At 57.1% G+C, this 11557-nt stretch carries 11 protein-coding genes; 5 read left to right on the top strand and 6 right to left on the bottom strand.

The genetic code is table 11. The features are described from left to right. Positions 1-299 (top strand): EF-Tu C-terminal domain-related protein (locus G8764_RS12790; RefSeq protein WP_481859747.1); only part of this gene is annotated, 299 nt, incomplete at its 5' end. 84 nt (positions 300-383) lie between these two features. On the opposite strand, the gene purU is transcribed toward G8764_RS12790, so the two are convergent. Continuing rightward, positions 384-1247, bottom strand: a complete 864-nt coding sequence (gene purU, locus G8764_RS12785) for a formyltetrahydrofolate deformylase (protein ID WP_166165018.1) — start codon at positions 1245-1247, stop codon at positions 384-386. 374 nt (positions 1248-1621) lie between these two features. Here purU and G8764_RS12780 point away from each other — a divergent pair, with 374 nt between their 5' ends. From G8764_RS12780 to G8764_RS12770, 3 genes are all read left to right on the top strand, one after another. Further along, the gene (locus G8764_RS12780; protein WP_166165017.1) at positions 1622-2320 is read left to right on the top strand and encodes an OmpA family protein; all 699 of its coding nucleotides are present in this window, start codon (positions 1622-1624) and stop codon (positions 2318-2320) included. Positions 2321-2449: 129 nt separating this feature from the next. Continuing rightward, positions 2450-2815 carry a DUF2750 domain-containing protein gene (locus G8764_RS12775; protein ID WP_166165016.1) on the top strand — a complete coding sequence of 122 codons (366 nt, stop codon included), beginning with the start codon at positions 2450-2452 and terminating at the stop codon, positions 2813-2815. Between the two features lie 84 nt (positions 2816-2899). Further along, a complete protein-coding gene (locus G8764_RS12770) occupies positions 2900-3658 on the top strand; it encodes a TerC family protein (protein ID WP_166165015.1) in 759 nt (252 codons plus the stop codon). Between the two features lie 144 nt (positions 3659-3802). On the opposite strand, the gene G8764_RS12765 is transcribed toward G8764_RS12770, so the two are convergent. Then, positions 3803-4327 (bottom strand): gamma carbonic anhydrase family protein, encoded by a 525-nt coding sequence (locus G8764_RS12765; RefSeq protein ID WP_481859746.1) that lies wholly within the window; start codon positions 4325-4327, stop codon positions 3803-3805. Between the two features lie 262 nt (positions 4328-4589). Between G8764_RS12765 and G8764_RS12760 the strand changes: the two genes are divergently transcribed. Further along, positions 4590-5006 (top strand): CBS domain-containing protein, encoded by a 417-nt coding sequence (locus G8764_RS12760; RefSeq protein ID WP_166165014.1) that lies wholly within the window; start codon positions 4590-4592, stop codon positions 5004-5006. A 110-nt stretch (positions 5007-5116) separates the two neighbouring features. Here the strand turns inward: G8764_RS12760 and G8764_RS12755 are convergent, their stop codons facing one another. The 4 genes from G8764_RS12755 to G8764_RS12740 all read right to left on the bottom strand — a co-directional run bounded on the left by G8764_RS12755 (position 5117) and on the right by G8764_RS12740 (position 11268). Continuing rightward, entirely contained in the window at positions 5117-6358 is a 1242-nt protein-coding gene (locus G8764_RS12755) for a multifunctional CCA addition/repair protein (RefSeq protein ID WP_166165013.1), read from the bottom strand. Positions 6359-6396: 38 nt separating this feature from the next. Continuing rightward, entirely contained in the window at positions 6397-7947 is a 1551-nt protein-coding gene (locus G8764_RS12750) for a SpoVR family protein (protein ID WP_166165012.1), read from the bottom strand. Further along, positions 7944-9221, bottom strand: a complete 1278-nt coding sequence (locus tag G8764_RS12745; RefSeq protein WP_166165011.1) for a YeaH/YhbH family protein — start codon at positions 9219-9221, stop codon at positions 7944-7946. The genes G8764_RS12750 and G8764_RS12745 overlap by 4 nt, the downstream gene beginning before the upstream one ends. Positions 9222-9345: 124 nt before the next feature. Continuing rightward, positions 9346-11268, bottom strand: coding sequence for a PrkA family serine protein kinase (locus G8764_RS12740; protein WP_166165010.1), 1923 nt, complete (start codon positions 11266-11268; stop codon positions 9346-9348). Positions 11269-11557 lie beyond the last annotated feature (289 nt).

The following is an 11557-nucleotide window of genomic DNA, read 5'->3' as shown; positions in this document are numbered from 1 at the left end:
CGGGCTCCATCACTCCCCACACCAAGTTCGAAGGTGAAGTGTACGTGTTGTCGAAGGAAGAAGGCGGTCGTCACACTCCGTTCTTCAAGGGCTACCGTCCGCAGTTTTACTTCCGTACCACTGACGTAACCGGTGCTTGTGAGCTGCCGGAAGGTGTGGAAATGGTGATGCCGGGTGACAACATCCAGATGACCGTTACCCTGATTCACCCGATTGCGATGGACGAAGGTCTGCGCTTTGCGATCCGTGAAGGCGGTCGTACTGTGGGTGCCGGCGTGGTTGCCAAGATCATCGAGTAATCGATAGATCCAGCCCCCGAAAAAAAGGTCGCCAATGGCGGCCTTTTTTTGTTTCCGGGCTGCATGTTCGTTAGCGAGAGGGCATTAGCGGCGAAATACCACGGTGCGGTGGCCGTTGATCAGCACCCGGCGCTCGGCGTGCCAGCGCACCGCACGGCAGAGCACAACGCTTTCGATATCGTGGCCGATCTCTACCAGCTCCTGGGGGGAGTTGGTGTGGGTGACCCGCTCCACCTCCTGCTCGATAATAGGCCCTTCATCCAGGTCACTGGTGACGAAGTGGGCGGTGGCGCCAATCAGTTTGACGCCGCGGTCATAGGCCTGGTGGTAGGGTTTGGCGCCCTTGAAGCCCGGCAGGAAGGAGTGGTGAATGTTGATGGCGCGCCCCTGCAGTTTCTGGCACAGGTTGTCGGAGAGAATCTGCATATAGCGCGCCAGCACCAGGAAATCGGCGCCGCTGTCTTCCATGATGCTGTAAAGCTTGGCCTCCTGCTCGGGTTTGGTTTCCCGGCTGATGGGGAGGTGGTGATAGGGCAGGTTGTACCAGTTCACCAGGTCGCGCATATGCTCGTGGTTGGACACCACCGCGGCGATCTCCACCGGCAGTGTACCCTCCTTCCATTTGTGCAGCAGGGCGTTCAGGCAGTGGCCCCACTGGGACACGGCGATCACGATTTTGGGGCGCTGGTCCAGGTTATTAAGTTGCCATTCCATGCCGTCTTTCGCCGCCAGGCTGGCAAATTGTCGACGCACCTGGTCGATGTCGGTGGCCTTGTCATCCACGGCGCGGAATTGCGAGCGCATGAAAAAGCGCTGTTCGAGCCGGTCTTCAAACTGGGATGATTCTTCGATGTTATAGCAGTGCCCGGCAAGGAAGGTGGTGACGTCGGCGATGATGCCGTGTCGGTCGCGACAGCTGAGTGTCAATACATAGCGTGGTTTGTTCATGATATTCGGGTCTGTGTACTTTGGTTTAAGCGTTTTGGTTTAAATGCTTTGGTTTTTAAATATTTTGGTTTCTAAATAAACTGGTTCAGGTGCTTGGGGTTACCTGTTGAGGTGCCAGCGCTCTGGCTGTGCTGTCGGCGCGCATGACACCCTGGTTCCAGTCGTTTCGGTCACCGTGTTTCCCCGGCCGCCAGATATAAAAAGTTGCAGGGGGCAACTGTAGCAGATGCAGTTCGTCCTCGCTGCCACAATTGATCACAATTCATCGCTGCTTTACCCTGCTTGCTGCCGGGGAAGGCCCTAATCTCTTGTTTTAATAGCTGTCGTTGGCGGGCACAGGCCGCCACTCACAGATCATAACGGGAGTTGTAACGATGAGTAAAAAACGGGTTGTAGTTTTGGGAACGACGTTATTGTTGAGCGGTCTGAGTTCGGTTTCGTCCGCGGCGCCGGGCGAGAAGAAGCTCACACCCTGGAAGCAGGGCTTGACCTTTACCTCGGTGACCGTGGCCGGGGCGGTATTGGGTGGTCCGCTGGGGTTGGTTGCCGGGGCTTTCGGCGGCGCTTATCTGGGGGAACAAATTGAACGTGCAGAAGAGGTCGAGGAAATGGGTGGAGCATTGGTGCAGGCAAACAGTCAGGTCGAGAGTTTAACTCGGGAGCTGGTTGATGGTCGGCAAAAGTCGGCACAGCTGCGAGAGATCGCCCTCGACATTCTCAGCTCCCAGGTGCGATTTGGGCGCGGCTCGGACGTGCTGAACGAACAGGACCGGGGGCGTATCGAGGGGCTGGCTCGGGTTTTGGTCGCCTATCCTGGTATGCGTGTGCAACTGGACGGCTACGCCGATCCAAGGGGTACCGATGAGTACAATAACGTACTGGCCCACTACCGTGCCGAGGCGGTGCGGCAGGCATTGCTCGACGCCGGCGTCAGCAGCGCAAATATAGAGCTGTACAGTCACGGCGCGGATCAGTCCCGGGCTCCCCAGGGAGACCTGCAAGCCTATGCCGCCGAGCGCCGGGTTGAAATCAAGGTCACCCACCCCCGCGGCAACGCCATGGTGATGAATTAATACACTGCTTGACGGTCGGCGGCGCAGCGTCGCTGGCCGTTGCCAGTGACAACATATTCATTTAATAACGCTGATTGCGGCGGCATTATTCCTCTATAATGGCGGCCATTAAACGCAAGAGCGCCCGCTATGGAACCCCTGTCAGATAACATCGAAGAAAATCTCGACCGCTTTATTGTTGAAGCCATCGCCACCGGCTGTGTCTGGGGGCTGGAAGGGCCCGATGGTTGGGCGCTGTGCCCATCGGAAAAATACCCGGACACCGACGTTATGCCGTTTTGGTCGCAACCGGAGTTTGCCGAGCAGCTCTGCGACGGCGAGTGGTCAGCTTACAAGGCGGTGCCGGTAGCACTGGATGAGTTTTTGGATGAGTGGTTGCCAGGCATGCACGAAGATGTCTTCCTGGTGGGCGTGAATTGGGATACGGAGCTCGAAGGTGTAGAGATGGAGCCCCTGGACCTGATCGATGAAATCGAAGGGGAGCTCAGCCAGTAATATCGGGCTGGAGGCTACTATTGGCTGCCAACCTGGCCCTGTCGGCGGCCAGTGCTGGCGATAAAGTGTTTGGGGAATAGTGTTATGTTTGAATGGTTTGCGAGCCCCGAGGCCTGGGTGGCGCTGGGCACACTGGTGGCCCTCGAAATAGTGCTGGGCATCGATAATATTATTTTTATTTCGATACTGGTGGGGCGGCTGCCTCCCGAGCAGCGCCATTCGGCCCGCCAAATCGGGCTCGGTCTGGCGATGTTGGCGCGCCTCGGGCTGTTGTTCAGCCTGGTCTGGGTAATGGGCTTGATCGAGCCACTATTTACGCTGCTGGGCCAGGAGATATCCGGGCGGGATATTATCCTGATTGTCGGCGGGCTGTTCTTGCTGGCCAAGTCTACCCATGAAATTCACGCCAGCTTTGAAATTATCGAGGCGCACGAGAGTGCCCCGCGGCGTGTCAGTTACTTCTCGGTGCTGGCCCAGATTGCCGCGCTCGATATCGTGTTCTCGCTGGACTCGGTTATTACGGCAGTGGGCCTGGTGGATCACGTCTCGATCATGGTCATTGCTATAGTGATCTCGGTGTTAGTGATGTTGTTTGCCGCCAAATCCATCGGCGAATTTGTCGACCAAAACCCCACCATTAAAATGTTGGCCCTGTCGTTTTTGATCCTGATCGGCTTCACCCTGATCTCCGAGGGTCTGGATGTGCACGTGCCGAAAGGCTATGTGTATTTCGCCATGGCATTTTCGGTGACTGTGGAACTGCTCAATATTCGCATCCGCAAGAAGCGCGCTGCCGGGGCTATTCAGTTGACCCGGCAATTGGGCGACGAGAATGTGAACTAGGCCTGTTATCCGTCCCGGGTTCCCGGACAGGCAGCTGACCGGAAAGACAGATCGCCGGCTGGCTGGTGGCGGAGCCATCAGGGCGCAGTATCGCAAGCCCGGGTAATTGCAGCTGGCGCCCGTGTCGGCCAACCGCTGCGGCAACTACTCGGGCCGCAGCACCAGCCCCTGCTTGAAGCTGCGCCCATTCTCGGCGTAGTGCTGCGCCGACTTTTGCAGCCCGGCGATTTCCTGTTCTGAAAGTGCCCGTTTGACCCTCGCCGGTGAGCCGACCACCAGCGAGCCGTCGGGAATCACGCTGCCCTCGGTCACCAGGGCGTTGCTGCCTATGAGGCAGTGTTTGCCAATTTTGGCGCCGTTTAAAATTACTGCATTGATCCCGATAAGTGAGAACTCACCAATCTGGCAACCGTGAACTGTGGCGTTGTGGCCTATGGTGACGCCGGCGCCGATCAGCAGCGGATGGCCCGGGTCAGCGTGCAGGACGGCGCCGTCCTGCACGTTGCTGTCGACGCCGACCACAATTTGCTCGCTGTCCCCCCGAATGACCGCGCTAAACCAGACGCTGGCGCCTTTTTCCAGGGTGACAGAGCCCACCACAGCCGCGGTGGGGGCGACGAAGGTATCCGGGTCCATAATAACCTTGCGGTCGTGCAGATCGGCGATCACGTAGTACTCCTTGCAGTAAATGTCAGCCCAGATTCTGGCCGCTTCGGCCGCGGGCCGCAAGTGTACGGAGAATGTGTTCTCCAGCGTCGATATTGGCGCCGCTTTTGGCGGGGTAAGCAATAGTCGCCCTTACAATTTAGGGGTACACTGCGATTGAGCGGTCATTAGTCCCAGGGTAAGGGGCAAGGCGCGAAAGGGTGAAACCAGAAGCCTGTGTGCCGGCAGTTGATCGCGACCTTGTGGGGTTACTGGAGGAAAGACTATGGAGACCATCAAAGTATCAGACTGTATGAGCCATCAGTTTGTATCTTTTTCACCGCAGCTGCCGGTTCTTGAGGCAGCCACCAAGCTGGTTAAAAACGAATTGCTAGGCGGGCCAGTGGTGGATGAGGGAGGGCACCTGGTAGGTTGGATCTCCGAGCAGGATTGCATCGGTGTGGTCAGTCAGGTGATCTATTATTCCGAGCGCGTCGCCATGGTAAACGATGTGATGGTGACAAAGGTCGATTCCGTCAGGCCCGGCGCCAGCGCGCTCGATCTCGCCAATGATATGAAGAATCACAAGCGCAAGATCTATCCGGTTGTGGACGACGACAACAAGGTGATCGGCGTGGTTTCCCGGCGCAATATTCTGCGGCGCATGTGTCACCTGGTGAACCATCCAGAACTGGCTGAATAAGCGCGCAGTTTTATTGTCGGCAGCGGGCAGTGCCCGCCGCCAGCGACATGCTCACTGATGTGCCGGGGACTGCGTGCAATAGTGAATGTGTTGCAGCTGTTTTCTGTTGCCTAAGTGCGGGCGGGGGCGAGTTCAGCCTTTAATTTATGCAGCGCCTGGATACGTTCAGCCTGCAGCCTCTCGCCCACCGCTTTACCGGTAATGCCCCGGGCAATAATATCCCCGGCCTGAATTTGCAGGCAGCACTGGTAAGCCCGGCGCAAGTAGTTCGCTTGCGGGTAAGGCTGTTGCTCCAGGTCTTTGCGGCCGCGCGCGTCCGCCTCGCAGCTCAGCAAAAATTTTTCCAGTTTCTCCGGTCGGCGAAAACAGTCCAGACGCTGCAGCAGCGCCAGCAGGGTGGCGGGCTTCAGTTGCAGCGCCCGGTGGCAATTGGTGTGATCCCTGGCCACTGCCAGCGCCAGGTCGCGGTGACGTTTGGGCACGGCCAGTCGCGCGCACAGCTGTTCGACCAGGTGTTTGCTGCGGGCCTCGTGGGCGATATGCCTGGGCAGCATCTCTGTGGGCGTGGTGGCTTTGCCCAGGTCGTGTACCAGGGTTGCAAACAGGACTTCGCTGTCAGCGCTGAGCAGACGGGCTTGCTCCAGGGCCAACAGGCAGTGCCGGCCGCAGTCTATCTCCGGGTGGTGGCTGGCCGGTTGCGGCACCCCGAACAGGGCGTCTACCTCGGGCAGGATATCGGCCAGCGCGCCACAGTCGCGCAATACCTCGATAAAGACCTGTGGTGCTCGCTCGGTCAGGGCTCGCTCCATCTCCCGCCACACCCGCTCGGCCACCAGGTGTTTGGTTTCACCGCTGGACACCATACGGCGCATCAGCTGCCGGGTGTCATCGGCGACGCGAAAACCCAAATGGTGGTAACGGGCGGCGAAGCGAGCGACCCGCAGTATGCGCACGGGGTCTTCAGTAAAGGCGTCGCTGACGTGGCGTAACAGTCGCTTGTCGATGTCGCTGACGCCGCCGTAGGGGTCGCACAGCTCGCCCTGCTCGGTCTCGGCGATAGCATTGATGGTCAGGTCGCGGCGCTGCAGATCCTGTTCCAGGGTGATGTCCGGGGAGGTGTGGAAAACAAAACCGCCATAGCCTGGTGCGGTTTTGCGCTCGGTGCGGGCCAGGGCGTATTCTTCATTGGTGGTTGGGTGCAGGAATACCGGGAAGTCCTTGCCCACCGGGCGATAGCCTTCGGCCAGCATGTCTTCCGGGGTCGCTCCGGTCACCACCCAGTCGTGTTCGTCGCAGGGGTAACCGAGTAACTTGTCGCGCACGGCGCCGCCGACCAGGTAAATCTTCTTCATGGCGCCAAGTATAACCTGCCACTGGCGCGGCGCGACAGTTACATATTCAGGCCCGGCATGGCCAGGTTGAGCTCAGAGCTGCTTTCCACCCGCTGCGGGCAGTGATAGCTGGCGGTAATCATGTCGTTTTGAATGGAGTGCAGGTGGATGTCGAAGCCCCACAAGCGGTGCAGGTGCTTTAACATTTCATTGGTGGTGTCTCCCAGCGGTTTGCGATTGTGCTGGGCGTGGTGCAGGGTGAGGGAGCGGTCGCCGCGAATATCAACCCGCTGCACCTGGATGTTGGGTTCCCGGTTGCCGAGGTTGTATTGCCCGGCCAGCGCCTCTCGCACCCGCTGGTAGCCCATCTCATCGTGGATGGCGTTGACCTCAATATGCTTTTCCTTATCGTCGTCAACGATACAGAACAGTTTCAGGTCGCGCATCACCTTGGGGGACAAATACTGCAGGATAAAGCTTTCGTCCTTGAAGTTCTGCATGGCAAAGTGCAGGGTTTCAAGCCAGTCACTGCCGGCGATTTCCGGGAACCACTGGCGATCCTCGTCGGTGGGGTTTTCGCAAATGCGACGAATGTCACACATCATGCTGAAGCCCAACGTATAGGGGTTGATGCCACTGTAGTGGGGGCTGTCGTAGGGCGGCTGGTAAATGACGCTGGTGTGTGATTGCAAGAACTCGAAGATAAAGCCCTCAGTCACCATGCCGCGGTCATACATGGTATTCAGCAGGGTGTAGTGCCAGAAGGTGGCCCAGCCTTCGTTCATTACCTGGGTCTGGCGCTGCGGGTAAAAATACTGGGCGATCTTGCGCACGATGCGCACCACTTCCCGCTGCCAGGGTTCCAGCAGGGGGGCGTTCTTCTCGATGAAGTAGAGCAGGTTTTCCTGCGGTTCCGTCGGAAAGCGAAAATCATCCTTGGCGGACTTGCCGTCACCCTGGGTGGGAATGGTGCGCCACAGGTCATTGACCTGCTTCTGCAGGTATTCTTCGCGCTCCTGTTGCCGCTGTTGTTCCTCTTCGGCTGAAATGGGGTAGGGGCGCTTGTAGCGGTCGACGCCGTAGTTCATCAGGGCGTGGCAGGAGTCCAGCAGGGACTCGACCGCATCGATGCCGTGGCGCGACTCGCACTTGGCAATGTAGTTTTTGGCAAACAGCAGGTAATCGATAATGGAGTCCGCGTCGGTCCAGGTACGGAACAGGTAATTGCCTTTGAAGAACGAGTTGTGGCCGTAACAGGCGTGGGCAATCACCAGCGCCTGCATGGTCATGGTGTTCTCTTCCATGAGGTAGGCGATGCAGGGGTTGGAGTTGATGACGATCTCGTAGGCGAGGCCCATTTGGCCGCGACTGTAGGACTGCTCGATATTGAGAAATTGCTTGCCGTAGGACCAGTGGCTGTAGCCCAGCGGCATGCCCACCGAGGCGTAGGCGTCCATCATCTGCTCAGAGCTGATGACTTCAATCTGGTTGGGGTAAGTGTCGAGCTTGTACTCCGCGGCGATCTTGGCAATTTCGCGATCGTATTCCTCGATCAGCTCAAAAGACCATTCGGAGGTCTCGGAAATCGGGTTCTTTTCTAAATTACTCATGCGGTCTTCTTGTGAAATAGTTTTCTGAATACCGGGTAGATGTCGCTGACGTCGACAATCTGCTGCATGGCAAACACATCGCCGAACGCCTCCGCCACCTGCTCATACTCCTCCCACAGCGCCTGATGATCGCGGGGAGTGATCTCTATATAGGAATAGTATTGCAGTTTTGGCAGCAGGTCTTCCATCAGCAGTTTCGAGCAGACGGATGAGTCGTCGTTCCAGTTGTCGCCATCGGAAGCCTGGGCGGCATAGACATTCCACTCGTTCAGCGGATAGCGCTTGTCGAGTATTTCTTTCATCAGCTTCAGTGCGCTGGAAACGATGGTGCCGCCAGTCTCCCGGGAGTAGAAAAACTCTTGCTCGTCCACTTCCTTGGCGCTGGTGTGGTGGCGAATAAAGACCACCTCGGTACGCTCATAATTGCGCTGCAGGAACAGGTAAAGCAGTATAAAAAAGCGTTTGGCCATGTCCTTGGTGGCCTGGCTCATGGAGCCGGATACATCCATCAGGCAGAACATCACCGCTTTCGAGCGCGGCACCGGGTCCTTGACGTGAAGGTTGTATTTGAGATCGAAGTCATCCAGCCAGGGCACCCGGCTGATGCGGCTGCGCAAGGTGGCGATGGACTCCAGCAGGGCTTCAATTTTCAGGTGATCTTTCAGGGCCGGATCCTTGGCCTCCTCCAGTTCCAATTGCTGTTCCAGTTCCTGCAGCTTTTTTCGCTTGGAGCCAGTGAGGGCAATGCGGCGGGCATTGGCGGAGCGCAGCGAACGAACGATATTGATACGCCCGGGATTGCCTTCATTGCTGATGCCGGCGCGGCGCATCTTGAACTCTTCGCTGCCGGACAGCTGGCGCTTGACCAGGTTGGGCAGGGCGAGGTCTTCAAACATAAAATCGAGGAATTCTTCCTGGGTGATCTGGAAGACAAATTCGTCCATGCCCTCACCCTGGTCGCTGGCCCCTGAGCCGGAGCCACCGCCACCGCCGCCGCCTTCGGGACGGGGTATTTTGTCGCCGCTGAGAAACTCCTTGTTGCCGGGCAGCACGTTGGTGTTGCGGCCGCCTTTGCCGTGCTGGAAAACCGGCTCGGTAATATCCCCCTTGGGGATGCTGATCTGCTCGCCTTTCTCCATATCGGTTATGGATCTTTGTGATACGGCATCCGAGACGGCTTTCTGAATATGCTTGCGATAGCGTCGCAAAAAGCGCTGGCGATTCACCGTGCTTTTTTTCTTGCTGTTGAGACGCCTGTCTACAATATAACTCATGTACTTCCCCTGTTTGGCCAACCGCTGCACCGCAAGGCCCCGCGGCGCCATGTGGATGGCGGGCGGGGCAGCGAGTGCCAATAGCGCTGCGCCGACTGCTGCGCAGCTGCTGCAGGCTAAGCCATTACTGCGATTTCCTGACCCTCAGGTACCACTCGGACAGCAGGCGTACCTGCTTCTCAGTGTAACCTCGCTCAGCCATGCGGGCCACGAAGTCCTGGTGCTTCTTGCGATCGTCGGCAGAAGCCTTGGCGCTGAAGGAGATAACCGGCAGTAAGTCCTCGGTGTTGGAGAACATTTTCTTCTCGATCACGGTGCGCAGCTTCTCGTAGCTGTTCCAGACCGGGTTGTTGCCGTTGTTGTTGGCCCGGGCGCGCAACACGAAGTTGACGATTTCGTTGCGGAAATCTTTCGGGTTGCTGATGCCGGCCGGCTTCTCGATCTTCTCCAGCTCCTCGTTGAGGGCACTGCGATTGAGGATTTCGCCGGTTTCCGGATCCCGGAACTCCTGGTCCTGGATCCAGAAGTCGGCGTAGGTGACGTAGCGATCGAAGATGTTCTGGCCGTACTCAGCGTAGGACTCCAGGTAAGCGGTCTGGATCTCCTTGCCGATAAACTCGACGTAGCGCGGCGCCAGGTACTCCTTGATAAAGCCGAGGTAACGCTCTTGCAGTTCGGGCTGGAACTGCTCCTGGCTGATCTGCTGTTCCAGTACGTACAGCAGGTGCACCGGGTTGGCAGCGATCTCGGTGGGGTCGAAGTTAAAGACCTTGGAGAGAATCTTGAACGCAAAGCGAGTGGACAAGCCGTTCATACCCTCGTCGACGCCGGCGGCATCGCGATACTCCTGCATTGACTTGGCCTTGGGGTCGGTATCCTTGAGGTTGTCGCCGTCGTAGATGCGCATCTTGGAATAGAGGTTGGAGTTTTCCGGCTCTTTTAAACGGGAGAGTATGGAAAACTGGGCCAGCATCTTCAGTGTGTCCGGTGCACAAGGGGCGGCGTTCAGGGAGCTGTTCTCCAGCAGCTTGTCGTAAATGCGGATCTCCTCCGAGACGCGCAGGCAGTAGGGGACTTTGACGATGTAAACCCGGTCGATAAAGGCCTCGTTGTTCTTGTTGTTTTTGAACGTCTGCCATTCGGATTCGTTGGAGTGGGCCAGGATAATCCCTTCAAACGGAATCGCGCCGAGGCCCTCGGTGCTGTTGTAGTTCCCCTCCTGGGTTGCGGTCAGCAGTGGGTGTAAGACCTTGATTGGCGCCTTGAACATTTCCACGAATTCCATGATGCCCTGGTTGGAGCGGCAGAGGCCGCCGGAGTAACTGTAGGCATCGGGGTCGTTCTGCGGGAATTCCTCCAGCTTGCGAATATCGACTTTACCGACCAGTGAGGAGATGTCCTGGTTGTTCTCGTCGCCGGGTTCGGTTTTGGAAATGGCAATCTGGTCGAGGATGGAGGGGTAGAGTTTCACCACTTTGAACTGGCTGATGTCACCCTTGTATTCGTGCAGTCGTTTAACGGCCCAGGGTGACATGTTGGACTTCATATAGCGGCGCGGAATGCCGTAGTCCTCTTCCAGAATTTGTCCGTCTTCACCCTCGTCGAACAGGGCCAGCGGCGATTCAAAAACGGGGGAGCCCTTGATGCAGTATATGGGCTCTTTTTCCATCAGCTCTTTCAGCTTTTCCGCCAGCGAGGATTTACCGCCGCCGACCGGGCCGAGCAAATAGAGAATCTGTTTCTTTTCTTCCAGGCCCTGGGCGGCGTGCTTGAAGAATGAGACGATCTGCTCGATGCATTCTTCCATGCCGTAGAATTCACTGAACACCGGGTAGCGTTTGATGATTTTATTGGAGAAAATCCGACTCAGTCGGGAGTCTCGTGAGGTGTCGACAATCTCCGGTTCACCGATTGCCATCAAGAGCCTTTCCGCAGCGCTGGCATAGACGCTGGAGTCGGTCTTACAGAGGTCAAGATACTCCTGGATCGTGAGTTCTTCCTCTTGGGTGGCTTCGTAGCGATCCCGGTAATGGCTAAAGATACTCATGGCTAATCTCCTGTAACCTGTGTGGGGTTAGACCCTTTGTTAACTAAAATATTCGCCGATAATGTGTCTCTACGTTCAATGTCTCTAAATTGATTATATGTATACACCTGAGCTTAGTCTAAAGCTATTCCTGTGGCCAAAAATAGCTCTGCATGTGATCAAAAATAGTGCGCCAATAGCGCCATTTTCGTGTCTCTTTTTCAGCCCTGTCAAGCATCTTGCAATTCAGATACCAAGCTCGCCGTCGCTGCATGAATTGGCCGTGGGGAAGTTGTGGCCGGCAGCGCAA

This window comes from Pseudomaricurvus alcaniphilus (genome assembly GCF_011440395.1).
GTDB classification, from domain to species: domain Bacteria; phylum Pseudomonadota; class Gammaproteobacteria; order Pseudomonadales; family Cellvibrionaceae; genus Pseudomaricurvus; species Pseudomaricurvus alcaniphilus.
The sequence above is the reverse complement of the archived record's forward strand: the minus strand, read 5'-3'. Positions and strand labels throughout refer to the sequence as shown.

Excerpts from the sequence above, each read along its gene's own strand:
- G8764_RS12780 (WP_166165017.1), top strand. The coding sequence starts at position 1,622 with ATGAGTAAAAAACGGGTTGTAGTTTTGGGAACGACGTTATTGTTGAGC.
- G8764_RS12770 (WP_166165015.1), top strand. The coding sequence starts at position 2,900 with ATGTTTGAATGGTTTGCGAGCCCCGAGGCCTGGGTGGCGCTGGGCACA.
- G8764_RS12750 (WP_166165012.1), bottom strand. The coding sequence starts at position 7,947 with ATGAGTAATTTAGAAAAGAACCCGATTTCCGAGACCTCCGAATGGTCT.
- G8764_RS12755 (WP_166165013.1), bottom strand. The coding sequence starts at position 6,358 with ATGAAGAAGATTTACCTGGTCGGCGGCGCCGTGCGCGACAAGTTACTC.
- G8764_RS12760 (WP_166165014.1), top strand. The coding sequence starts at position 4,590 with ATGGAGACCATCAAAGTATCAGACTGTATGAGCCATCAGTTTGTATCT.
- G8764_RS12775 (WP_166165016.1), top strand. The coding sequence starts at position 2,450 with ATGGAACCCCTGTCAGATAACATCGAAGAAAATCTCGACCGCTTTATT.
- G8764_RS12745 (WP_166165011.1), bottom strand. The coding sequence starts at position 9,221 with ATGAGTTATATTGTAGACAGGCGTCTCAACAGCAAGAAAAAAAGCACG.
- G8764_RS12740 (WP_166165010.1), bottom strand. The coding sequence starts at position 11,268 with ATGAGTATCTTTAGCCATTACCGGGATCGCTACGAAGCCACCCAAGAG.
- purU (WP_166165018.1), bottom strand. The coding sequence starts at position 1,247 with ATGAACAAACCACGCTATGTATTGACACTCAGCTGTCGCGACCGACAC.